The organism is Klebsiella sp. C349492, from assembly GCF_042055345.1.
GTDB lineage: Bacteria > Pseudomonadota > Gammaproteobacteria > Enterobacterales > Enterobacteriaceae > Klebsiella > Klebsiella scottii.
This window is the reverse complement of the sequence record NZ_JANQCE010000001.1, coordinates 870,631-892,576: the sequence shown is the minus strand read 5'-3', so window position 1 is coordinate 892,576 and position 21,946 is coordinate 870,631. Positions and strand designations below refer to the sequence as shown.

Annotated in this window: 23 protein-coding genes; 10 read left to right on the top strand and 13 right to left on the bottom strand. The window is 58.8% G+C overall.

Annotated elements, in window-relative coordinates:
* Positions 1-4: 4 nt before the first annotated feature.
* The gene (locus NWP14_RS04320) at positions 5-1,060 is read right to left on the bottom strand and encodes an NAD(P)H-dependent flavin oxidoreductase (RefSeq protein WP_375214829.1); all 1,056 of its coding nucleotides are present in this window, start codon (positions 1,058-1,060) and stop codon (positions 5-7) included.
* 95 nt (positions 1,061-1,155) lie between these two features.
* Here NWP14_RS04320 and NWP14_RS04315 point away from each other — a divergent pair, with 95 nt between their 5' ends.
* Positions 1,156-1,998 carry a LysR family transcriptional regulator gene (locus NWP14_RS04315; protein ID WP_346431462.1) on the top strand — a complete coding sequence of 281 codons (843 nt, stop codon included), beginning with the start codon at positions 1,156-1,158 and terminating at the stop codon, positions 1,996-1,998.
* Here NWP14_RS04315 and NWP14_RS04310 read toward each other — a convergent pair.
* Both NWP14_RS04310 and NWP14_RS04305 read right to left on the bottom strand, forming a co-directional pair.
* Complete coding sequence (locus NWP14_RS04310) at positions 1,995-3,104, bottom strand: YbfB/YjiJ family MFS transporter (RefSeq protein ID WP_375215096.1); 1,110 nt, start codon at positions 3,102-3,104, stop codon at positions 1,995-1,997. The two genes, NWP14_RS04315 and NWP14_RS04310, sit on opposite strands and share 4 nt — an antisense overlap.
* Positions 3,105-3,438: 334 nt before the next feature.
* Positions 3,439-3,876 (bottom strand): VOC family protein, encoded by a 438-nt coding sequence (locus NWP14_RS04305; RefSeq protein WP_095103436.1) that lies wholly within the window; start codon positions 3,874-3,876, stop codon positions 3,439-3,441.
* A gap of 302 nt (positions 3,877-4,178) precedes the next feature.
* Between NWP14_RS04305 and NWP14_RS04300 the strand changes: the two genes are divergently transcribed.
* The 5 genes from NWP14_RS04300 (at position 4,179) to NWP14_RS04280 (ending at position 7,633) form a co-directional block, all read left to right on the top strand.
* A complete protein-coding gene (locus tag NWP14_RS04300; RefSeq protein ID WP_375214828.1) occupies positions 4,179-5,369 on the top strand; it encodes an MFS transporter in 1,191 nt (396 codons plus the stop codon).
* 228 nt (positions 5,370-5,597) lie between these two features.
* The gene (locus NWP14_RS04295; RefSeq protein WP_095103433.1) at positions 5,598-5,888 is read left to right on the top strand and encodes a hypothetical protein; all 291 of its coding nucleotides are present in this window, start codon (positions 5,598-5,600) and stop codon (positions 5,886-5,888) included.
* Positions 5,889-6,029: 141 nt separating this feature from the next.
* Complete coding sequence (gene tam / locus NWP14_RS04290) at positions 6,030-6,794, top strand: trans-aconitate 2-methyltransferase (RefSeq protein WP_375214827.1); 765 nt, start codon at positions 6,030-6,032, stop codon at positions 6,792-6,794.
* Between the two features lie 153 nt (positions 6,795-6,947).
* A complete protein-coding gene (locus NWP14_RS04285; RefSeq protein ID WP_375214826.1) occupies positions 6,948-7,262 on the top strand; it encodes a carboxymuconolactone decarboxylase family protein in 315 nt (104 codons plus the stop codon).
* A complete protein-coding gene (locus NWP14_RS04280) occupies positions 7,253-7,633 on the top strand; it encodes a tautomerase family protein (RefSeq protein ID WP_095103429.1) in 381 nt (126 codons plus the stop codon). Before NWP14_RS04285 ends, NWP14_RS04280 begins: the two co-directional genes overlap by 10 nt.
* A 216-nt stretch (positions 7,634-7,849) precedes the next feature.
* On the opposite strand, the gene NWP14_RS04275 is transcribed toward NWP14_RS04280, so the two are convergent.
* A complete protein-coding gene (locus NWP14_RS04275; RefSeq protein WP_375214825.1) occupies positions 7,850-8,290 on the bottom strand; it encodes a GNAT family N-acetyltransferase in 441 nt (146 codons plus the stop codon).
* Positions 8,291-8,536: 246 nt separating this feature from the next.
* Here NWP14_RS04275 and NWP14_RS04270 point away from each other — a divergent pair, with 246 nt between their 5' ends.
* Both NWP14_RS04270 and NWP14_RS04265 read left to right on the top strand, forming a co-directional pair.
* On the top strand, positions 8,537-9,547 hold the full coding sequence (locus NWP14_RS04270; protein WP_331834349.1) for a LacI family DNA-binding transcriptional regulator: 1,011 nt from the start codon (positions 8,537-8,539) through the stop codon (positions 9,545-9,547).
* A 104-nt stretch (positions 9,548-9,651) separates the two neighbouring features.
* Positions 9,652-10,677 (top strand): helix-turn-helix domain-containing protein, encoded by a 1,026-nt coding sequence (locus NWP14_RS04265; protein WP_375214824.1) that lies wholly within the window; start codon positions 9,652-9,654, stop codon positions 10,675-10,677.
* Here NWP14_RS04265 and NWP14_RS04260 read toward each other — a convergent pair.
* The 7 genes from NWP14_RS04260 to sad all read right to left on the bottom strand — a co-directional run bounded on the left by NWP14_RS04260 (position 10,616) and on the right by sad (position 18,417).
* A complete protein-coding gene (locus tag NWP14_RS04260; RefSeq protein ID WP_375215095.1) occupies positions 10,616-11,674 on the bottom strand; it encodes an alpha/beta hydrolase family protein in 1,059 nt (352 codons plus the stop codon). The genes NWP14_RS04265 and NWP14_RS04260 overlap by 62 nt on opposite strands.
* A gap of 282 nt (positions 11,675-11,956) precedes the next feature.
* Positions 11,957-13,408, bottom strand: coding sequence for a tagaturonate reductase (locus tag NWP14_RS04255; RefSeq protein ID WP_331834239.1), 1,452 nt, complete (start codon positions 13,406-13,408; stop codon positions 11,957-11,959).
* Positions 13,409-13,511: 103 nt separating this feature from the next.
* Positions 13,512-14,042, bottom strand: coding sequence for a GNAT family N-acetyltransferase (locus NWP14_RS04250; protein ID WP_331834240.1), 531 nt, complete (start codon positions 14,040-14,042; stop codon positions 13,512-13,514).
* Between the two features lie 90 nt (positions 14,043-14,132).
* Positions 14,133-15,545, bottom strand: a complete 1,413-nt coding sequence (locus NWP14_RS04245) for a GGDEF domain-containing protein (protein WP_375214823.1) — start codon at positions 15,543-15,545, stop codon at positions 14,133-14,135.
* 115 nt (positions 15,546-15,660) lie between these two features.
* A complete protein-coding gene (locus NWP14_RS04240; RefSeq protein WP_095103413.1) occupies positions 15,661-16,026 on the bottom strand; it encodes a DUF4186 domain-containing protein in 366 nt (121 codons plus the stop codon).
* The gene (glsB, locus tag NWP14_RS04235) at positions 16,026-16,952 is read right to left on the bottom strand and encodes a glutaminase B (RefSeq protein WP_095103411.1); all 927 of its coding nucleotides are present in this window, start codon (positions 16,950-16,952) and stop codon (positions 16,026-16,028) included. The genes NWP14_RS04240 and glsB overlap by 1 nt, the downstream gene beginning before the upstream one ends.
* A 79-nt stretch (positions 16,953-17,031) precedes the next feature.
* A complete protein-coding gene (sad, locus tag NWP14_RS04230) occupies positions 17,032-18,417 on the bottom strand; it encodes a succinate-semialdehyde dehydrogenase (protein ID WP_375214822.1) in 1,386 nt (461 codons plus the stop codon).
* 118 nt (positions 18,418-18,535) lie between these two features.
* Between sad and NWP14_RS04225 the strand changes: the two genes are divergently transcribed.
* Entirely contained in the window at positions 18,536-19,414 is an 879-nt protein-coding gene (locus NWP14_RS04225; RefSeq protein ID WP_095103407.1) for a LysR family transcriptional regulator, read from the top strand.
* On the opposite strand, the gene NWP14_RS04220 is transcribed toward NWP14_RS04225, so the two are convergent.
* Positions 19,368-19,850, bottom strand: a complete 483-nt coding sequence (locus tag NWP14_RS04220) for a GNAT family N-acetyltransferase (RefSeq protein ID WP_095103405.1) — start codon at positions 19,848-19,850, stop codon at positions 19,368-19,370. The genes NWP14_RS04225 and NWP14_RS04220 overlap by 47 nt on opposite strands.
* Before the next feature lie 145 nt (positions 19,851-19,995).
* On the opposite strand from NWP14_RS04220, the gene NWP14_RS04215 reads away from it, so the two are divergent.
* Positions 19,996-20,940, top strand: a complete 945-nt coding sequence (locus NWP14_RS04215) for an L-lactate dehydrogenase (protein WP_095103404.1) — start codon at positions 19,996-19,998, stop codon at positions 20,938-20,940.
* A 104-nt stretch (positions 20,941-21,044) separates the two neighbouring features.
* Here NWP14_RS04215 and NWP14_RS04210 read toward each other — a convergent pair whose 3' ends face one another.
* Positions 21,045-21,836, bottom strand: coding sequence for a PhzF family phenazine biosynthesis protein (locus tag NWP14_RS04210; protein WP_095103401.1), 792 nt, complete (start codon positions 21,834-21,836; stop codon positions 21,045-21,047).
* Positions 21,837-21,946 lie beyond the last annotated feature (110 nt).

Sequence of the window (21,946 nt, the reverse complement as noted above, 5' to 3'; positions counted from 1 at the left end):
GCCGCTAGCGGAAGCCGCACTCGTGAATTAAGGTCTGCATCAGCTCCGTCGCCGACAGCTCGCGGATCAGACCAACCCCCTGTCCTGCCCAATGGGCGCCGTAGCCCTCATCGCCCTGGGCCTTAGCCGCGGTCGCCAGTGCTTTACCGACATCATAGGCCAGCGGATAAGCCGGGATCGCCGAGGCGTCAACCTTTTGCGCCAGCGCGCTCCAGGCATTATGCACGCAGCGCGCCGGACGGCCGGAGATGGCCGCGGTCAGCACCGTTTGCTGGTCAGGACCGTTTTTAATCGCCCGCCGATAGCCGCTATCCGCTGCCGATTCCGGGCACAGCAGAAATGCGGTCCCCAGCTGCGCGCCCTCGGCGCCGAGGCTTATGGCGCTGCAAATTCCCGCGCCGTCCATAATGCCGCCGGCGGCAATAATCGGCAGGCCCACCGTCCGCTTCAGCCTCTGGACCAGCGTAAAGGTGCTCAGCTGCTGGTCGTCGCCGCGCGGGTCAAAGATCCCGCGATGGCCGCCCGCTTCGTAGCCCTGAGCTATAACGATATCCACTCCCTGCGCCTCTATCTGCCGGGCCTCCTGAACGCTGGTCGCGCTGGCCATAGTGACAATGCCTCTCTCCTTCAGACGCAGAATGACGCTGCGTGGCGGAATACCGAAGTGAAAACTGACCACCGGCGGCGCCAGTTCGAGCAGCAGCTCAAGCATCGGCTGGTGCCCGAGGAAAGTTTGATAAATCTCCCTCAGCGCCTGCGGCGGCTGGCTTCCCGCCTGGGCAAACGCCGGGAGTAGCCGCTCAATCCACTGCGCTTCGACCTGCGGATCTCTGCGTGCCGGAAGGTGGCAAAAAAGGTTAACGTTAAACGGTCGGGCGGTGAGCTGGCGCGTTTTGCCGATCAGCGCCCGCGCCTGAGACACCGAGGAAGCGCCTAATCCCAGCGAACCCAGGCCGCCGGCATTGCTGACCGCCGCCGCCAGTTCAGGCGTGGACACGCCGGCCATCGGGGCCTGTATAATGGGATAGACAATATCAAGCTGCTGCGTCAGGCGGTTCATGATGATTGATCCTGCGTAAATTTGTGATATCCGGTGCTTAACATCTCTTTTTGAGATGTTAAGATCAATATTATTTCCATATTTAGAAGAAAAACATGAACCACAGCACGCTGGAAATCTTTAAAATTGTGGCGCAGGAGCAAAGCGTAACCCGGGCGGCAAAAAGGCTGGGCCGCGCGCAATCGAACATCACCACGCGCATTCAGCAGCTTGAGGAAGAGCTCAGCGTTGAGCTGTTCGTTCGCGGCAATAAAAAGATGGTGCTCTCCGCCGCCGGAGAACGCTTTCTTGACTACACGCTGCGGATCCTGAGCCTGGCCGAAGAGGCGAAACAGGCGCTGCATCCGACGCAGCCCGCCGGAAGCCTGCGGATGGGGGCAATGGAGGCCGCCGCCGCCAGCCGCTTAACCTCGATTCTGCCGCGCTTTCACCAGCAGTGCCCGGCGGTCGCCCTGACCTTACAAACCATGCCTACCCAGCAGCTGGTCGAACGCGTGCTTAGCGCCGCGCTCGACTGCGCACTGGTGAGCCTGCCGCTGAACGCCAGCGGCCAGCCGGAGTGTCCCGAGGCGCTGGAATACCTGCCGATCTTCGCCGAGGAGCTGATGTTGATAAGCCCCGCGGGACGGGAGGAGTTCAGGCTGGCGGCGTTTGCGCAGGGCTGCAGCTATCGCAAGCGGGCGGAATCATTTTTGTCCGCAATGAAAAACGTTGAAATACAGGAGATCGGTTCGTATCACGCGGTCATTGCCTGCATTGCCTCCGGCGGATATGCCGGGATCGTCCCGCAGAGCGTGCTGGCGCTAATGACGTTACCGGAAGGCTGCGATTCGCAGCCGGTCGGCACGGCGATAACCCAGCTTATCTGGCGCCAGGGCTACGTTTCGCCGGCGCTGGATGCCATGCGCCAGCAGCTGCTGCTGGCGGCCGATAGTTAACTCCCCCGCTGTTGCCCGGCGGGTTTGCCGATCGTCACCAGTGCGGCGGCCACAAACAGCGCCCCGCCCGCGGCGCCGAGGGCGGCATTAAAAGATCCGCTCAGACCGTACAGAACGCCGGCCGCCAGCGGGCCAATAATCTGGCCGATGCCGTAAGTAGCGGTCATGGCGGCGATCATGTTGAATGTCACCAGATGATTCAGCCGCCGCCCTTCAGGAAGGGCAAGGGTAACGGTGCCCATAAAGGTGAAGCCAACCAGCAGGGCGCTCAGCATGCAAAACGCTAACGAGTGGCTCCAGGCGGGCAGGATCACGCCTGTCGCCTGCACCATCAGGTTGATGGTAAACGCTCGCCGGTAGCCGAGCTTGAGCGCCAGCTTGTGCCAGACAAAACAGGACGGTACCGCCGCCAGGCCAAACAGCGCCCACAGCTGCACCGGGTCGATGCCGGTGAGCGAGCCGGAGAGAAACAGCGGCAAATAGGTGGCGGTGATGATATAGCCGAATCCGGCTAAGCCGTAGATAATCAATAACTTCCATGCATCCCCGCGCTGGCCTTCTGCGCCTTGCGCCTGAGCCGATACCGGCGGCTTGTAGGCAATAAGGTAGTCAGACGGGCTGAGCAGCAGGCGCAGAACCAGCGCAAATAAGAGCCCGGCGCTGGCGGCGCAGATTAGCCAAATCTGCGGGCTGGTAAACGCATGGCTTTTGGCGAGCGAAATAAACTCCGCCGACAGAAAAATCCCCATCCCGACCCCTGAATAGAGGATCGGCGCGCCGTTATGATGCTTCATGTGCTGCAGCAGCCAAAGCGAGGCGGCGATCAGGGTGACCGCGCTCAGCACGCCGGCAATGCCTCTCAGCGCAATAATCGCCAGCGGCGACCGTAGCCAGGCAATCGCCGCCAGGCAGAGCACGGTTAAGAGTACCGACGCGAGGTTTAACCATTTCGCATCGGCCGGCCTGGCCCTAGCCAGCATCAGCGCCCCCAGCAGGTAGCCCGCGTAGTTCGCCGACGCGGCGAGATTCCCTTCGCGCAGGGTTAAAATGTGCTCATCCAGCATCAGCGGCAGGATCCCGGTGAACGCAAAGCGCCCGTATCCCATCCCGACGATCAGCACCACCGAACCGGCCAGCGCCAGCAGGAAAGCCTTAAGTTCTGGCCTGTATTCAGTCACCTTGCGCACTCCTCTTAGATCATTAATCTCAAATAAAGAATCATTGTTAATTTAAATTCTTAATTTAGTATGATTATAAATTAACGGGCAGGCAAGCGGCATTGGGCCAGCGCCGGGTATCGTCAGCAGAGAAGACTAGAAGGAAATGCAGGCGGATACTTCGTCGGTTAACGAAATATGTCAGATATTAAGAGGGCCCCGGTGCTGCCGCCAACAAGCGGCGGCAGCCGACGGATGGCAGCAGAGGAGGAACGGACGACATCTACTCACGCAGCCACGGCGTAATGGTCACGCCGGTGAGCAGCCCTTCCGGACTGAGCAGCCGCGTCACCGTCTGACCCCACGGCTCCACGCGGTTCGCAATAAGCAAGCGATAGCCCTTCGCCAGCAGGCTGTCGCTCGCCGCCTGAATATCACGCACCTCAAACTCGATCCACGCCTGAGGCTGCGGGAGATCCGCCGGCCAGCGGGCAACGCCAAAACATGATTGCGCCGCCTGCTCCAGCGGCCACAGCGCAAAGTGCTTAACTCCGGCCAGCGCATCCTGCTCCGTCAGCAGGTAGTCGGCGTTACCCGCCATCTCTTTCAACGGCAAACCCAGCGCCTCGGCGTAAAAGGACCGGCTACTTTCGGTGCTGCGGGTTATCGGCCCAAACCCGGCGACGAACAGAACCTCAATCCCTGCTAAATCGGCTGTCATACTCCCTCCTGACGTTGATGGTTAATATGCTGCGACGAGATAAATCTTATACCGCGAACAGGCGCTTCTGCACAGGCCATTAGGGGTGCGAGCGTCGGCCCGATCGAGACCCGGGGCTAGCGTCAGCAGCCGTGCGGCAAATGAAAAAAGCGGTGACGGACATTGCCTGACTGCGAAAGCGCGGATTCTGAATAAAACTAGCGGCATAGTAAGTGAAACGTGCGGAAATCACATCCCGCGCTCGTGCTGGCCGCAGGGTCTGCGCTATGCTAACCCCCCTTTTGTTTTAAATACCTGACGTTATGACTCCTTCAGCCACTCAGACTCAGCTAAATCTGCGCATCATTTCGATCGTTGTATTCACCTGCATTTGCTATCTGTCGATCGGCCTGCCGCTGGCGGTTTTACCCGGCTATATTCACTATCAGCTGGGCTATAGCACCTTTGTTGCTGGCGTGGTGATCAGTCTGCAGTACATTGCCACCCTCTTCAGCCGGCCGCACGCGGGGCGCTACGCCGATATCTGGGGGCCGAAAAGAGTCGTCAGCCTCGGTATCGTCTGCTGCCTGCTGAGCGGGGTTTTTACGCTGGCTGCGGTGCTGCTGCAGTCCGTTCCGCTGCTGGCGGTGGCCGCTCTGCTCATTGGCCGAATACTCCTTGGCGTCGGCGAGAGCTTTACCGCCACCGGGGCGACGCTGTGGGGAATTAAAACCGTCGGCGCGATCCATACCTCCCGGGTGATCTCCTGGAACGGCGTGGCGACCTACGTGGCGATGGCGGTCGGTGCCCCGCTGGGAGTTCTGCTCAACGGCTATTTTGGCATTAGCGGTTTTGCCGTCGTGGTGGTGCTGGTGGCCTTTATCGGCCTGCTTTTTGCCCGCACCCGCCAGGACGTCAGCGTCAGCGGCGGCGTTCGCGCCCCCTTCCACGTGGTGGTGCGCAAAATCTGGCCTTACGGTCTGGGGCTGGCGCTGGGGACGGTGGGCTTCGGGGTGATAGCAACCTTCATTACCCTCTACTTTTCCGCCCACGACTGGCAGGGCGTGGCGTTTACGCTATCGCTGTTCAGCGTCGGTTTCATCTGCATTCGTCTGATACTGGGCAACACCATCACCCGCTACGGCGGCGTTCCGGTATCGCTGGCCTGCTTTGTTATCGAATGCATCGGCCTGCTGATTATCTGGCAGGCCTCTTCTGCGTGGGTTGCCGGCATCGGCGCGTTCCTGACCGGTTCCGGTTTCTCGCTGGTCTTCCCGGCGCTGGGCGTCGAGGCGGTGAAACAGGTCGAGGAGCAAAACCAGGGCACCGCGCTGGGCACCTACTCCGCGTTCCTCGATCTGGCTCTCGGGCTCACCGGCCCCGTTGCCGGCTGGGTTGCCGGGTATTACAGCCTGGGAACTATTTATCTGCTGGCCGCGGCGGTTGTGGTCATGGCGTTTATCTTGATATTACGCGTATATCTGCAACAACGCGCCGGTTTGCGGCGGGCGTAAGGAATTGTGTTCCGCGGGCCGCCCCGCTGAAAAAGGTAAAAAAGTAATCAAGAATTGACTGTTATTCGGCATCCGTGACACCATCCGAACAGCGCCTGGCAACGGGCGTACTGGCGAAACGGGTGATATATCAGAGATCGAATAACAGACGATCCGTGCCCGTTATCATGCCCAATCCGAATCACTGGCCTGGACGGTGAATTCCTGACTCTGGCGGGAAATACATACATGCATCAAAGTTTTAATCAGCGGGTTCATTTCTATTACTGCATATTAGTCGCGCTGAAAATACACGGAAAATCTAAGAAAGCGGGCGGGATCAGAGGAAAAAATAACTTCCTGCTGAAATGGCTGCGTAAAGCGCAGGACAATAATATTTTCCATCCGGATATCACCAGCGAAATTGAGTGGCTGCGGGGGAAAATAATCCAGGCCGGATACGATACCGATCTTGAGCCGATGCTGGATTTTGTCTATGCCACCGCCAAACGCGCGGAGTCGTTAAAGGACGCCGATTAGGCCTGCGGACTGGCGAGAACCCTTCGCTCTATATTGCGTTACGTGACGCTGTCACGTAACTAATAAAATGCGTAAAGTCATTTTACCTGCGGTCAATGCCATCTATGCTGATGAACGAGTTTATCTAACCCGGAGTCACCGATGGCAGACTGGAATCCCTCGCTGTATCTACAGTTCGGCGCCGAGCGTACGCGCCCCGCCGCCGAACTGCTCGCTCGTATCGCCCATCATCCCGTTACGCTCGCCGTTGACCTTGGCTGCGGGCCGGGAAACAGTACCGCGCTGCTGCATCATGCCTGGCCCGCGGCGACGGTTGTCGGAGTGGATAATTCGCCCGCGATGCTGGAAGAGGCGGCCCGGGCGCTGCCCGCATGCCGGTTCGTCGCCGCTGATATCCGGGAATACCGGCCCGAACGTCCGGCGGATGTGATCTACGCAAACGCCTCCCTGCAGTGGCTTACCGAGCACCAGACGCTGTTCCCGCAGCTCGTCGAACGGCTGGCGGATAACGGCATTCTGGCGGTGCAGATGCCGGATAACTGGCAGGAGCCTTCCCATACCCTGATGCGTCAGGTAGCTCAGGAGCTTGGGCATGCGGAAAGCGGACGCCACCCGCTTCCCACCGCCCGGCAGTATTACGATATCCTGACGGCCAGCGGCTGCGAGGTCGATATCTGGCGCACCACCTATTATCATCAGCTCGATTCCCATCAGGCAATTATTGACTGGCTGCAGTCCACGGGATTGCGTCCGTACCTGCAGCGACTCGATGACAGCCAGCGCGACGCGTTTCTCAGCCGTTATCTGACGCTACTGCAGGCGCACTATCCGTTACAGTGTAACGGGAAGGTGCTGCTGCTGTTCCCTCGCCTGTTAATCGTCGCCCGTCGCCAGATCGCAGCCTGATAGCGCTTGCCGGGCACGCAGGACGTCGCCCGGCTTTTATCGCTGACCATCCTGTTTTTCAGGATGGACTATCCAAAATGTTGCGATATTAAGAAGAATTTCCCTGTGCCACTCTCTGTTCATCCTCTCTCATGGCAACCGGAGATATGAACGATGGCATCACCTACCCGCAATAACCTGGCCGGGATCGCGCCAAAACTCGCCCAGCTGACTGAAGACGTGCTTTTCGGCGATATCTGGGCCCGAGGCGAGCTGTCGCCCCGGGAAAGAAGTTTGATAACCCTTGCTGCCCTGACGGCGCTTGGCAGAGAACGACAGCTGCCGTGGCATATTGAGTTTGCGGCTAACAACGGCCTGACCCGCGCCGAAATAACCGAGGTTTTTACCCACCTGGCCTTTTATGCCGGCTGGCCGGCGGCCGTCACCGCGCTCTCCTGCATACCGCCGGAGGGAGCAACATGCCTTTGACCCGGATAACGCTGCGCGCCGGCTATGACGATGAATGGATTGCGCGGCTTTCAGCGCTATTCCATCAAACGCTGGTGGACGAGTTTGCGGTTCCCCCGGCGGATAAATTCCAGTTTATCGACGCTCTGCCCGATGCCCGGCGCATCGTCGATCCGCACTACCTCAGCGGCGGGCGCAGCGGCGACTTTGTGCTGTTTCATATTTTTGCCGGCAAAGCCCGCAGCGCGCAGCAGAAAAAGCGCCTCTACCGGCGACTGTGCGATCGGCTGCAGGCGGAGCTCGGTATTGCCCCCGATGATGTGATGGTGGTCATTCAGTTTAATCATACCGAGGACTGGAGCTTTAGCCGCGGCGAGATGCTGCCGGGATAGTTCAAGGGATAATTAACGGCGCCACAGCAGGCGCCGTACTGCCGGATTTACCAGGGGAGATGGTGCACCAGGGAGAGATCCCAGGCGGTAGCCAGCAGGGAAAGAAAGATGATCAGATTAACGGTTGTCTCGATTCGTTTTTCCATATTTGATTCTCCTGAGTCGTTTTCCGCTATTAGACAGGGAAAATCTTAATAACTTCTTATCTCTGACGGCTTATAGCATCACACGATAGCGGACGTAATCATCCGCAGGGGTGAATTCATCATACAGCCTGCGAGCAGGATTATCAGCGCGCGTATGCCAGTATAAGCGCGACCACCCTTTCGCTTTACCTTCCGAATGCAGGGCCTGCACCAGCGCTCTGGCGACTCCGCGCCCGCGCATTTGCGGGTCGACGAACAGATCTTCCAGATAACAAACGGGCGTTTTCACCCAGGTGCCTTCGTGAAGAACGCCAATCGCAAACCCGACCACCCGGCTATCGACCACCGCAACCCGGCCAATAACGGGAGAGGCGCTGTCCAGCAGGCGCTGCCAGGTGTATTCCGTCACATCGTCAGGCTGCGGGCTGCCGTAGAAACTGGTATAGCCCTCCCACAGCTGCAGCCACTGCGATTTGTCCTGCGAATGCAGCTCGCGTATATCGATGACCATCGTGCCCTCCCACCTCATGCGAATAAGCCATTATTTTCCCGGAAGGAAATTACTTCAAGCGCTACGGACGCAATTTGCCATCCCAGGAGGGTTAACGGCTATTGCTTCCCTTACTACGGCCGCTAAAAGCGATGAGGGTCACAAACCTTGCCCGATAACGAACCGGAAACGCGATCGACATCGCTTTAGTCTGCCTATGTGCCTGGTCGTTAAGGTATAATGCGGCTTCTCAAGGGGAGAGGGATGATGAAGCGGAAAAACAAAGTAACGATGAACGATATCGCCCGTACGGCGGGCGTCTCACAGGCAACGGTATCGTTGGTCCTTAATCAATCCCGGAATATCAAGCTTAGCGAGGAGACCCGTCAGCGGGTGATCGCCGTTGCGACTGAGCTCGGCTATGACCGCCTTCCGGCGATTCACGCTCCGCGGAATCAGGAAGAAGTGGCGCTGCTGGTCAGCACGCTGCAAAGCTACGACCCCTTTATCGATGCTATCAGCCAGGCGCGAGAAGCGGCCTGGCGCAATGAAGTGCTGCTGACCGTATATGATTACGGCGACGACGTGGAGCTGGCGATCAATATTATCCGTCAGCTGGAGCAGCGTAACTGCATCGGAATTATTCTCGCCTCCCCGGTGACCACGCTTGTGGATATGACCGATTTTCAGGACTGCACCCGCCTGCCGCTGGTTTTGCTCAACCAGCGGGACCCGGATTCGCCGCTGCTGCCTTCGTTTGTCCCCGACGACTACGCCAACGCGTTTCAGGTGACCCGTCATCTGATTTCCATGGGCGCCAGGCGCATCGCGCACATCACCGGCGAAAGCTGGATGGAGGCAACCCGCCAGCGGCTGGCGGGATATCAGGCGGCGCTGGAGCAGGCCGGACAGGCGTACGATGAGAGCCTGGTGCGCCGGACAAACTGGCAGTTCAGCGAGTCCTTTACGGCCACCTGCTCTCTGCTGGAACAGCAGGATCGCCCGGACGCCATCTTTTGCGCCAGCGACTGGCTGGCGATCGGCTGCTATCAGGCGCTGGCGGTCAACGGCATACGGCTGCCGCAGGATCTTCTGCTGGCGGGATACGACGATCAGAAAATATCGGAACAGCTCACCCCGCCGCTCACCAGCATTCAGCTGCCCTACAGTGAATTAGGGCGGCTGGCGGTGGAGTATCTGTGCAATCAGGAAGATGCGGCGACGCACGTTATGCTGGCCGGCAGGCTAAAGGTCAGATCCTCCAGCAGCCGGAAATAAAGCCCTTCATAAAGGCCAGCGTTACAGAACGTCACGTCAGAGGCGACAGCGCGCCGGGATATGTGTAAATATTCCCGGTAACTTTTCGTTGTGGTACGGCTGACATGCTTTCGGTTCCTTTTCCGCTTATTACCTTATCCGCCCTGCTTTTTCTGCTGGCAATGGCTCTGTTTGCACACAAGCAGCGCCACGCGGGTACCCTGCGTTTTCTGCTTTCCTGTATCGTCCTTATTGCCGTCAGCACGCTGCGCTGGGAATATGAGTCCAGCATGTTGCGCAATCTCCAGTCCGGGCTGGCCATAATGCTGCCGCCGATCGCCTGGCACTGTTTTATCTCGCTGACTGAAATCAGCCGGCGGCGTCACCTGATGCTGCTGTTCGCCCCCGCCGTTCTCGCCATCGCTATCAGGATACTCTGGCCGCCAGCGACGGATTCGATCCTCTTTTTCCTTTTTGCCGGCTATGGATACAGCCTGCTGCGGCTCGCCTGGCGCGGGGAGCACCGCTTTACCCTCAGCCGACTCACAGAGTCGCCGCATACGACGAAAATGGCCTTTTTTGCCGGCTGTTTTCTCTGTATATCGGCGCTGACCGATCTCGCGGTGGCGTTTGACTTCAGCGTAACCGGCGGCAAGCTGGCTCCGGCGATCGTGATGGGTTTTCAGGCAGCGCTCCTTCCGCTTATTGGCGCGGCGATCGTCTGCGCGGGGCGGCCGGCTGCGGTTGCGCAGTCTGATAGCCGGGAGGCGCCACCGACGCGGGCCGCGCTTCCTGCGGGAGAGCTGGCGGGAATTTACGCCACCCTTGAGAAGCTGGTTCGGGAAACGGAGATCTATCTCAATCCCGACCTTACGCTCAGCCTGCTTGCCCGAAAAACGGGGATCCCCGCGCGTCAGCTCTCAGGCGCGGTCAACGCTATCAGTCAATGTAATGTCTCGCAGTGGATTAACGGTTTAAGGATTGAACGGGCGCAGGCGCTGCTGCGAAGCACCCCGCTGCCCGTTACCGAAATCATGTTCGAGTCGGGATTTACCACCAGGTCCAATTTTAACCGCGAGTTTCAGCGCATTAGCGGCCTGTCGCCGACCTCGTTCCGTCAGCAGGCGCGTGATAATCCAGCGCCGAATTGAGAAACATGCCGATCTTAGGTATCAGCGCCTGGTGAATAGCGGAGCGGTTTCCTCCGCTTGCGTCCTGGCAAACGATGCCATCACCGGGCGTTTCCTCCTCAATAAGCGCCTCGCCGGCAGGCTTGCATAGCTGCATGAAGCTGAAATGGGTGGCCCCTTCAACGACCTCGTATTGCCTGTTCATGCCGGCCGCAAGGTAGCCGGATTCCTGTTGCGCATCAAGATCCGCCAGCTTGTCCGCCTGGGCCGCAAGAATCAGCGTCGGAACGCTGACCGCGCGCAGGCTCCGGGGGGTAAAGCCGGGGGCGAAGCCGAGATCCAGAGAGACTACCGCCTTGACTCTGGCATCCCGCAGGTCCGCAAAGCGCGCATCCTGCGAGCGGGCGCCATCGACGCCGAGTTTGTGCGTTAACCGACAGTCGCCGCGCTGCGCATGGTGCCGGCAGTCGCGCAGCATGCGGGCGGAATCGAAGCGCGCTCCCGCCAGAGACATGACCGTCCATCCGCCGAGGGAGTGCCCTAAAGCGGCAATTCGACCGGCGTCCGCTTCCCCGAGCAGAGCGGAGGAGCGCAGAGTGAAATCAATCACCTGGGTAAGATCCTGCGGGCGTCGCCACAGGCGCTTAGCGTCGAGCGGATTCTGATTAAAAGTGGTGGTGCCGGGATGATCCGGGGCGGCGACAATATATCCCTGCGTGGCCAGGGCCGCCGCAATCCATGACAAATTGCGCCAGTTGCCGTTATAGCCGTGGGAGATAACCAGCAGAGGGTGCGCTCCGGGCCGCGGAGGCGCATTGCGAATAACGGTGACCCCTTCGAAAGCGGGATTCGCGCCGACATTTTCCGTCTTTCCTTCTGCAGACGTTGGATACCATACGGCGACATCCAGCTTTTCCCCCTGCGGGTCGCTTAACGCCAGCTGACGAAAACCCGGATATGCGTGGACCTGTATACAGACCAGTAAAGCCGATAATAAAACAAACCCTCTTCTGAACATCATGATCGCTCCTGCGGTGCTGAATTGAGGCTCATTTATAGATGAGCCGCGGCGTCAGGGCGTCCCAAAACACGATCGAGGTCGTAAATTCGCACATTTTCAGTGTTTTTCGTCATCCGCAGGATGCCGCGCACCCTCGGCAGAAAGCGCCTCCCTCCGTTCTGCATGACGAAGCGGGTAAGGAGTATCAGGCCTGGCAGGGTTATTTATCTGTCGTTCAAAAGTATGTTGTAACTAATAAGACGGGATAAATAACCCGGCACGCGCCGGGTCAAATTTGAATTAGCAGAGCGGCTTCACCGCCGCGCGCATTCCGCCGAGCAGTATGGCATCAAGGTCGAGAGTCACCTGCTCCACCAGACCGCTGATTTTGGTTAAATCCTGCTGCCAGTGCGCCTCAACCGACAGTACGGCTTTCACCAGTTCACTGGTACTCAACTGCGCATCCCGATGCGCGGACCACAGCGCCCGATAGCGCTCCATCCATTCGGCATCGTCCTGCACCGGATAGTTTTGCTCATTGCGCTCCCCGCGATAGAACGCAATCAAGGCCGCCAGCGCAAAGGTTAGCCTGGCCGCGAGTTTACCGTTTTTCGCCTGCCCCGCCAGCAGCTGCGGCAGAATGCGGGTGCGGTATTTCGTCATGCCGTTAAGCGCAATCGACAGAAGCTGATGCTTTATATAGGGATTGCGGAAGCGCCCGGTAACCGCGCGGGCGAAAGTCTCCAGCTCTTCGCGCGGCAAATCCAGCTGCGGAATAATTTCCTCATAAATCGCTTTTTCGACGAAAGAGCAGATCTCGCGATCGTTCATGGCTTCACCGACGGTATCCAGCCCGGCCAGGAAGGCAACCGGCACCAGCGCGGTGTGCGCGCCGTTGAGAATCGCCACTTTACGCTCTTTGTAAGGCTTAATATCGTCGACAATCAGGACGTTAAGCGGCAGTTTATCGAGGCGCAGCTCCGCTGCCAGCGATTTAGGCCCCTGAATAACGAACAGATAGAAGTGTTCCGCGGTGGCCAGGAAGGCGTCTTTATAACCGAGCTGCTGCTCGATTTGCAGTGCTTCATCGCGCGGATAGCCGGTGACGATACGGTCCACCAGCGTCGAGCAGAAGGTATTCGCCTCATTCAGCCACGCGGTAAAGGCTTCCGGCAGCGCCCACTCTTCGGCGTAGCGCAGCACCAGTTCACGCAGGGCTTCGCCGTTATAGTCGATAAGCTCGCATGGTATGATCACCCAGCCTTTATCGCTGGCGCCAGAGAAGCGGCTGTAGCGCTCAAACAGCAGGCGAGTCAGCTTAGCCGGATAGCTCACCGCCGGCGCATCGTCAAAACGATCTCCCGCGTGGTAGCTAATTCCCGCTTCGGTGGTATTAGAAAACACAAAGCGGATATCCGGGTTGTGCGCCAGGCGCAGGTATTCAGCATAGTCCGCATAGACGCTGATTTCCCGGGTGACGCTGCGGATCATTCGCGCATCGCTAACCGCATCGCCCTTCTCGTTAAGCCCGCGAATAATCGTGGTATAGAGACCGTCCTGAACGCTCAGCGACGGCGGGAATTCGCTCTCAATGGGGCGCACGATGACTACGCCGGCATTCAGGTCGGTGTGCTCGTTGAGCAGATCGACCTGCCAGTCGATAAAGGCGCGTAAGAAGTTGCCTTCACCGAACTGGATAATGCGTTCAGGATACTGCGCGCCGGGAAAATCGCGACGGTTGAGTGTTTTCACAAGGGGTTCCCTCATAGAGTAGTCATACAGCCTGAGTAATTGGTGTAATAACTTATCAGCTTTCTCTACCAGTAAAACCCCGTTTTGATCAAACCATCGGCAGTTATTGCAGGAACTTATAGAACAACGAGGTGGCGGTCATCTTTCCGTCCGGCATCAGCGCATAGCGCGGAATTTCCCCGGCTTTTTCCCAGCCACACTGAACGTAGAAGCGCTCTGCGCCGCTCCCTGTCGCGGTATCCAGTACCAGCACGGACTTGCCCTGGTCGCGGGCGACCTCTTCGAGATAGTTCATCAGCGCGTTAGCCAGCCCCTGACGCCTGGCATTTTGGTGAACCAAAAGTTTGGCCACGTCGGCGCGATGAGGCTGGTTTTCCGGCTGGCTGACAATGAGCTGGACGGTACCGACGATCTGATGGCGTTCATTTTCTGCCACCATCACAATACGCTCTCCCGCGGCAACGCTCTGCGCCGTACGGTTCCAGAAGTCGCTGGCAGTTTGCGGTGAGAACGGCAGCATAAAGCTGACCGACGCTCCGCCGTTCACGCAGCTGGTCAAAATGTCGCTTAACGGCTGAAGCTGTTCGAGGATTTCTTCACGCGAGAGCGTGCGCAGGGAAAAGGATGTGGCCATGATCAGTTCCTTAAAATTGACCACATCACTATGTTTTTAACCTAAATTTAACTCAAGCAAAATCACTATCGTATTTTCTTATTACCGCTTTCAGACCAGCCCGGGCGTACAAACCCGATTGCGTCCCGCTTTCTTGGCGCTCACCAGATAGTCGTCAGCGGCCATCAGCAGCTGATTAAAGAGCTCGGTTATCCGCTCGCTCCCCACCGGACGAGACTCCAGCCCCATGCTCACGGTAAGGCGGATCTTGTTCTGCCCCCAGACAAAGGTTTGCGCCTCGACGCCCTGGCGGATTTTCTCCGCCAGCGCCTGACTCTCCTGCATCGACGAGCTCAGGGTTGCCACGGCAAACTCCTCCCCGCCAATCCGCGCGACCAGCCCCTGCTCGCCCGCCAGCTGGCGCACCTGTTGCGCAAACTGCGTCAGGACGCAATCGCCGCACTCATGCCCCCAGCTGTCGTTGACCCGCTTAAAGCCGTCAATATCCAGCACCATCACGGTCAGCAGCTGCCCTTCAGCCAGCGTCTGACGTTTGAGCGCCTCGCCGAGCCCGGAGCGTGAGTAAACGCGGGTCTGGAAATCAAAATCGGCGCGCAGCGCCAGCTGTTTCACCAGGTTATTAATCGCTTCTACGCTCGAGGCGACAATCACCGGGCTAATCAGCATCGCGGCGATCCCCAGACGCGTGGAGAAGAGCTGCCACGGCTGCATCCGCGCGTCGGGAGAGAGATGAATCAGCGAGTTGGCTACCAGCAGAATTTCGCTGATGCCGGTAATAAACGTCAGCAGACAGGTCAGCGGCAGCGGATAGCGAATGGCGCACCAAATCAGCGCCGGCAGCGGGAAAGTGATGCTCCCCGCTCCGCCGACGCTAACCCCGAGAATAATCGACAATACCAGCGCGATAACCGGCAGCAGCTGGCGGAAACGAAAGGCGCCGAGCGTGGAAGGCAGCGTCAGCGTCAGAATAAACGGCAGGATCAGCACCGCGGTCGAGAACTGCTCGCTAAACCAGTCCGCCAGCTGAGGAATAAAGGTGGCGCGCTCTACGTCCACCGACCCCAGCGCGCCGACGGCAGCGCACAGCAGCGCCGCCAGCAGGCAATAACAAAACAGGTTCAGCGCATTAATTGGCCCCGGCATAGAATCAGCGCGTCGCTTATCCCACAGCACCAGCTGCGCCAGGATCACAATAAAAACAATATTGGAGAAGTTAATCAGCAGCGAAGCGAAGCCCATTCCCCAGCGCGACGTCAGGCCGTCATAAACCAGCATCGCGGCAAAACAAACCGCATAAAAATAGCTGCGGTTTAGCCAGACGTAACGCGCAAAGATCCCCGCCATCACGGCATTAAGCGGCCAGAAAAACGAGAGTTCCTGCACCAGACGCAGCATGGCGCCAAAGAAATGAAGCAGCAGCGTTAACGTGAATAACACCAGCGCATCACGCACGGGCTGCTCCTCACGAAACAGCGTGAATGACCGAATCGACAGTGAAGACATTCAGTAATTATCCGTCTAATTGTTTCAGGCAATTATTATGTTAATAATTAGTTAGCGGATTATCATAGCATGAGAATATTTATCAGGCATACATATGCCTGATTGTTGCTCACTATCAATGGCCGGAAGAATTCATCTGCAGCACCAGCCAATGGTGAATAACCTGCACGACGTACCGCTGCTCGTCGGCGCTCAGCGCCCGGCCTGGAGGGATCGCGTGCCACTTTTCGAGGCAGCCGCGACAGCAGGTGGCGGTGGCGTGCTGGGCGATAAAGACCGGATGGCCGCGCATTGGCGTTTGCTTGCCGTCATTGGGGATATTCGCTGGCGCCAGGCGGCGGGCAATAAAATCCGCCGCGTGCTGGTCAATGGTCTCCGCCCCTTTATCGAAACAGTATTGCCGCTCTTTAATTCCCAGCTTAAAACGGGAGCGAAACGCGGAACGCTCCAGCCGGCTAAATAAACTGTTCATGTTAACCATCAGAATACCGACCTTCCCACCTGCTGAGTGAGTTTTTCCAGCACCGCAACCCCGGCCAGCGAGTTCCCGGCCTGATCCAGCTCCGGACTCCATACGGCAATAGCCATCTCCTGGGGAACGATCGCCACGATCCCTCCGCCAACGCCCGATTTTGCCGGCAGCCCGACGCGCCAGGCAAACTCCCCGGCGTTTTGATACATTCCGCTGGTCATCATCAGGGCATTCACCTGACGCGACTGAATCGGCGCAATCACCGGCGTATCGAGGTGCGGCGCGATACCGCGATCGGCGAGGAACAGAAAGGTCCGCGCCAGCTCAACGCAGCTCATCTCCAGCGAACAGTAGTGGAAATAGTTGTGCAGCACCGTGGCGACGTCGTTATGGAAATTGCCGAAGGACTTCATCAGCCAGGCAATCGCCGCATTGCGCGCCGAATGCTCAAACTCGGAACGCGCCACCAGCGGGTCGTAGGCGATATCCGCCACTCCGCTCAGCCGCCGGACAATTTCCAGCATCCGCTGGCGCGGCGCGCTGAGGCGGCTTTGCAGCATATCGCAAACCACCAGAGCCCCGGCATTAATGAAGGGGTTGCGCGGTTTTCCCTGCTCGATTTCCAGCTGCAGGAGCGAGTTAAACGGCTGGCCGGAGGGATCTTTCCCCACCCGCTGCCAGATCTCGTCTTCCTGATAGTGGTTCATCGCCACCACCAGGCTGAGCACTTTAGAGATGGATTGAATGGAAAAACGCTCATGGGCGTCACCGGCAAAATAGTGCCGCCCGTCAACCGTGCTGATCGCGATGCCAAGCTTATTGCCGCTCACGCTGGCCAGCGCCGGAATATAGTCCGCCACCTTACCGCGCCCAATCAGCGGCCTGATTTCTGCCAGAATCGCATCCAGCATTGCATTATTGATGACCGTCGCCACGCCCGGCTCCTTGCCCACATCCAAATTCGGGCTGCGAGTATAGCAGAGCGCGGCGACGGGCGTCAGGCGCTAACGTCGATTAGCGACGGTCTTTCCATACGGTCTGCACGTTACAGAACTCATGCAGCCCAAAGTGCGAGAGCTCGCGGCCGAAACCGCTTTTTTTCACGCCGCCAAAGGCCACCCGCGCGTCGCTGGCGCTGTAGCCATTGATAAAGACCCCGCCGCACTCCAGCTGACGGGAGAAGCGGTCGGCCTCTTCGACGCTGGCGGTAAAGACGGTGGCCGACAGGCCAAATTCGCTGTCATTAGCCAGCTCCAGGGCATGCGCGGCGTCGCGAGCCACGGTTATCGTGGCGACCGGACCAAACAGCTCCTGGCGGAAGCCGGTCATTTCAGCGGTCACGTTACCCAGCACCGTCGGGGCATAGTAGTTACCGGCGCCGGCAACCTTTTCGCCGCCGAGCAGCAGGGTCGCCCCTTCCGCCAGCGTCGCCGCCACCTGCTGATGGAGCTCGTCACGGAGGTCGAAACGCGCCATTGGCCCCAGATAGTTGGCCTCATCGCGCGGGTCGCCCATTTTCAACGCCTCAACGGCGGCAACGAATTTTTTGCTGAACGCATCGGCAATCCCGGCTTCGACAATAAAGCGCTTCGCTGCCGCACACACCTGTCCGGTGTTCTGGTAGCGTCCGATCACCGCCGCTTTCACCGCCTCGTCCAGGCTGGCATCGTTCAGCACGATAAACGGGTCCGATCCCCCCAGTTCGAGGACGCACTTCTTCAGCGCGGCTCCGGCCTGGGCGCCAATCGCCTTCCCGGCGCGAACGCTACCGGTCACCGTCACGGCGGCTATGCGCGGATCGTTAATGGTCTGCGATACGCCTTCATTGGTGGCGTTGACCCAGCCGAATACGCCGGCTGGCAGCCCCGCCTGCGTGAAGATGTCGCCGATCAGCGCCGCGCTGCCCATGACGTTCGGCGCATGCTTGAGCAGATAGCTGTTGCCTGCCAGCAGGATCGGTACCGCGCCGCGCAGTACCTGCCACAGGGGAAAGTTCCACGGCATAATCGCCAGAATGGCGCCCAGCGGGCGGTATTCGATAACGGCTTTATTATCTTCGACCTGGGTGGCTTCGGTTTTCAGCATTGCCGGACCGTGCTCGGCATACCAGTCGCAGAGATTGGCCGATTTGGTCACTTCGCCGCGGGCCTGGGCAATCGGCTTACCCATCTCCAGGCTTATCATCTGCGCCATCTCTTCCGCCCGGCTACGCAGGACGCTGCCGACCTGACGCAGCGCAGCGGCGCGCTGGTCTACGCCTGTCGCGCGCCACTGGCGATAGCCCAGCTCCGCGAGAGCAATAGCCGCATCGACCTCCTGTTCAGTAGCCCAGGGCAGAGACGACACAATTTCACCGGTGGTCGGGTTCAGGGAAACCGCATGAGTTGCAGATAAATTCATCGTTATTCTCTCTGTGTTGATGGCGAATGTTGATTGCGAACTGACCTCATTCTGGCTTACGCTTCCATTCATTGAAAATGAATAATATTAAGCAACCTGTTCACAAAAGAAGAAGACTATGGACCTGACCCAGCTTGAGATGTTTAACGCCGTCGCCGCGACGGGCAGCATTACCCAGGCGGCTCAGAAGGTGCATCGCGTCCCTTCTAACCTCACCACCCGCATTCGCCAGCTGGAGGCCGACCTCGGCGTTGAGCTGTTTATCCGCGAGAACCAGCGCCTGCGCCTTTCTCCTGCCGGCCATAGCTTTCTGCGCTACAGCCAGCAGATCCTGGCGCTGGTCGACGAGGCGAGAATGGTGGTTGCCGGCGATGAGCCGCAGGGGCTGTTTTCGCTAGGGTCGCTGGAGAGCACCGCCGCGGTAAGGATCCCCTCGGCGCTGGCGCTCTATAACCAGCGCTATCCGAAAATCCATCTGGCGCTCTCGACCGGCCCATCCGGCAATATGATTGACGGCGTGCTCGAAGGCACCCTGAGCGCGGCATTTATCGACGGCCCGCTGGTGCACCCCGGCCTTGAAGGCCTGCCGGTATTTCCGGAGGAGATGATGATCGTCGCGCCCGTGGGTCATGCCCCCATTACCCGCGCCAGCGAGGTGAACGGCGTCAACGTCTACGCGTTTCGCGCCAACTGCTCCTACCGACGGCATTTTGAAAGCTGGTTTCACGCCGATCGCGCCACGCCCGGGCGGATCCATGAGATGGAGTCCTATCATGGCATGCTGGCGTGCGTGATTGCCGGGGCCGGGCTGGCGCTGATCCCGCGCAGCATGCTGGAGAGTATGCCCGGCCATCAGCAGGTTTCCGCGTGGCCGCTTGCCGAAGAGTGGCGCTGGCTAACCACCTGGCTGGTGTGGCGGCGCGGGGCGAAAACCCGCCAGCTGGAGGCGTTTATAGCGCTGCTGAACGAAGATCGGCAACGAGCAGTTTCTCCATAAACAGGCTCAGCGGATCGGGCTGATAGGGAGCAAAAGCGCTGCGCGTTTGATAGCCGCTGCGGGTATAGAGCCTGACGGCGGCCTGCTGATAGATGCCGGTCTCAAGACGCACGGTGTGGCAATCGCGCCGGCGGGCCTCTTCTTCCAGCGCCTGCAGCAGCTTTTCACCCAGCATCTGTCCGCGATGGCTGGGGTCGATAAACACCCGCTTCATTTCGCCAAAGCCATCGTCGCCGAGGACGATAGCTCCGCAGCCCACCGCCTGCTGGTTTTCATCCCGGATAAGCAGCACGATAACCGACTCCGCCTTTAGCTGGCTCAGGTCAACGAGGTGGTTACTCTCCGCCGGATAGAGCGACTCCTGGAAAGCGTCCAGTTGGGCAATAAGGGCGGTGAGATCGGGATGGGACAACGAGGTCGGGGCGATGGTGTACATAGGCGAGCTCCTTTTTTTGAGCCACTGTAGCGCAACGCGTACAGCTGTTTCTCATAGCATTAACTTATACCTCCGGCATCCTCTTGCGCTAACCAATTGAGCCGCAGTAATTTTATGCCATGACGGTTGATATCAGGAGCGGACCATGAATAGCAAAGCGCGCAAGGTGATGATCATCGGTGCAGGCAATGTCGGCACCTCGGCGGCCTATGCATTATTAAACCAGAATATCTGCGAAGAGCTGATCCTCGTCGATCTCGATAAAACGCGGGCCCAGGCGCACGCTCAGGACCTTAGCGACGCCGCCGCCTATATGCCGGGAATGATGGCCATTTCAGTACGCGATGCCAGCGACTGCGCCGATGTGGATATCGCGGTGATCACCGTCTCCGGTGGCGCGCTGAAAGAGGGCGAAAGTCGCCTGGACGAGCTGGCCCGTACGGCGAAAATCGTCCGCGGCATTGTCCCGCGGATGATGGACAACGGTTTCAACGGTATCTTCCTGATTGCCACCAACCCCTGCGATATTATTACCTGGCAGGTGTGGCAGCTTTCCGGCTTGCCGCGCGGCCAGGTGATTGGTACCGGCGTCTGGCTGGATACCACCCGCCTGCGCCGCCTGCTGGCGCAGGCGCTGGATATTGGCGCCCAGAGTATCGATGCTTTTATTCTCGGCGAACATGGCGATACCCAGTTTCCGGTGTGGTCCCACTCGTCGGTGTACGGCTCGCCGATTGCCGAGGTTTACCAAAAACATACCGGTAAGGCGTTGGACCGTCAGCAAATCGCCGACCGGGTTCGCAAACTCGGGTTTGAGATCTATGCCGGTAAAGGCTGCACCGAATATGGCGTCGCCGGAACCATCGCCGAGATTTGCCGCAATATCTTTACCGGTAGCCACCGCGCGCTGGCCATCTCCTGCATTCTCGATGGCGAGTACGGTATTCGCGGCGCAGCAGTCGGCGTACCGGCCGTGCTGGCGCAAAACGGCGTGCAGCAGATTATAGAATTGCAGCTAGCGCCGGAGGAAAGTGAGAAGTTCCGTCATTCAGTGGCGGTGATAAAAGCCAATATCGCCCGCCTCGAATAAGATATGGCCTGGCGCCACAGGCGTCGCGAGCGGCCCCCGCGACGCCACTCAGCGCAGAAAGAGTCTGCCGCCAGGAGACATTGCAGCCTCTTTCACGATTTTCCTTAGCGTAGGGTGATGGTGCCAGTCAGATAGATTATCGCCTGACCGCCGATCAGCACCCGCTCCCCCTGCCACTGGCAGCGCAGATCGCCACCGCGAGCCGATACCTGACGCGCCTGCATCTGCGTTTTGCCAAGCCTTTCGCCCCAGTAAGGGATCAGCATGCTGTGAGCAGAGCCGGTGACCGGATCTTCGGCAACCCCTTCGCCAGGACAGAAGAAACGGCTGACAAAGTCATATTCCTCATCCGCCGCGCTGATACAGACCATTTTGCCAAGCCGCTGGAGCTGGTGCATATCCGGACGGACGGCTTCGACCTGCTGGCGATCGGCCAGCACCACCAGGTAGTCGCGCCCAACCCGCACGTCCACCGCGTGGCTGATTCCCAGCCCGGCAAACAGCTCGGCGGGCGGCGCGGCGACTTCCTCCGCTGACCACGCCGGAAAGTCCAGGGTCAGCCAGTCGCCGTTGCGCGTAACCCGCAGCTCGCCGACAAAACGGGTGCTGAAAACGATGGTGGTAGAGGGATAGTCAAGATATTCAAAAATAACGTGCGAGGCCGCCAGGGTGGCGTGGCCGCAGAGGTTTATCTCATACTGCGTCGTGAACCAGCGCAGCTCATAGCCTTCATCGGTGCGCACGAAGAAGGCGGTCTCCGACTGATTGTGCTGCTGGGCCATTTTCAGCAGCGTCTCGTCCGGCAGCCACTCGGTTAACGGGCATACCGCCGCGGCGTTGCCGCCAAAGTTACGATCGCTGAAAGCATCCACCAGATAAAAATCAATTTTTTGCATTGTCGTAGTCCTTTTTTTTTACTTATCCTCAACATGACATAAAAGCGGGATATGCACACGATCTATATAAAAATTAATCTGTTAGCCATTTTATTTCCGCGACGGCATAA

Bases quoted from the DNA above. Each gene is read 5' to 3' on its own strand.
- NWP14_RS04305 (WP_095103436.1), bottom strand. From the start codon at position 3,876: ATGACAGCCGATTTAGCAGGGATTGAGGTTCTGTTCGTCGCCGGGTTT.
- NWP14_RS04320 (WP_375214829.1), bottom strand. From the start codon at position 1,060: ATGAACCGCCTGACGCAGCAGCTTGATATTGTCTATCCCATTATACAG.
- sad (WP_375214822.1), bottom strand. From the start codon at position 18,417: ATGAATTTATCTGCAACTCATGCGGTTTCCCTGAACCCGACCACCGGT.
- NWP14_RS04245 (WP_375214823.1), bottom strand. From the start codon at position 15,545: ATGTCTTCACTGTCGATTCGGTCATTCACGCTGTTTCGTGAGGAGCAG.
- NWP14_RS04295 (WP_095103433.1), top strand. From the start codon at position 5,598: ATGCATCAAAGTTTTAATCAGCGGGTTCATTTCTATTACTGCATATTA.
- tam (WP_375214827.1), top strand. From the start codon at position 6,030: ATGGCAGACTGGAATCCCTCGCTGTATCTACAGTTCGGCGCCGAGCGT.
- NWP14_RS04225 (WP_095103407.1), top strand. From the start codon at position 18,536: ATGGACCTGACCCAGCTTGAGATGTTTAACGCCGTCGCCGCGACGGGC.
- NWP14_RS04210 (WP_095103401.1), bottom strand. From the start codon at position 21,836: ATGCAAAAAATTGATTTTTATCTGGTGGATGCTTTCAGCGATCGTAAC.
- NWP14_RS04275 (WP_375214825.1), bottom strand. From the start codon at position 8,290: ATGGTCATCGATATACGCGAGCTGCATTCGCAGGACAAATCGCAGTGG.
- NWP14_RS04300 (WP_375214828.1), top strand. From the start codon at position 4,179: ATGACTCCTTCAGCCACTCAGACTCAGCTAAATCTGCGCATCATTTCG.
- NWP14_RS04270 (WP_331834349.1), top strand. From the start codon at position 8,537: ATGAAGCGGAAAAACAAAGTAACGATGAACGATATCGCCCGTACGGCG.
- NWP14_RS04260 (WP_375215095.1), bottom strand. From the start codon at position 11,674: ATGTTCAGAAGAGGGTTTGTTTTATTATCGGCTTTACTGGTCTGTATA.
- NWP14_RS04265 (WP_375214824.1), top strand. From the start codon at position 9,652: ATGCTTTCGGTTCCTTTTCCGCTTATTACCTTATCCGCCCTGCTTTTT.
- NWP14_RS04280 (WP_095103429.1), top strand. From the start codon at position 7,253: ATGCCTTTGACCCGGATAACGCTGCGCGCCGGCTATGACGATGAATGG.
- NWP14_RS04250 (WP_331834240.1), bottom strand. From the start codon at position 14,042: ATGGCCACATCCTTTTCCCTGCGCACGCTCTCGCGTGAAGAAATCCTC.
- NWP14_RS04220 (WP_095103405.1), bottom strand. From the start codon at position 19,850: ATGTACACCATCGCCCCGACCTCGTTGTCCCATCCCGATCTCACCGCC.
- NWP14_RS04240 (WP_095103413.1), bottom strand. From the start codon at position 16,026: ATGGTTAACATGAACAGTTTATTTAGCCGGCTGGAGCGTTCCGCGTTT.
- NWP14_RS04215 (WP_095103404.1), top strand. From the start codon at position 19,996: ATGAATAGCAAAGCGCGCAAGGTGATGATCATCGGTGCAGGCAATGTC.
- NWP14_RS04310 (WP_375215096.1), bottom strand. From the start codon at position 3,104: ATGGGATACGGGCGCTTTGCGTTCACCGGGATCCTGCCGCTGATGCTG.
- NWP14_RS04315 (WP_346431462.1), top strand. From the start codon at position 1,156: ATGAACCACAGCACGCTGGAAATCTTTAAAATTGTGGCGCAGGAGCAA.
- NWP14_RS04285 (WP_375214826.1), top strand. From the start codon at position 6,948: ATGGCATCACCTACCCGCAATAACCTGGCCGGGATCGCGCCAAAACTC.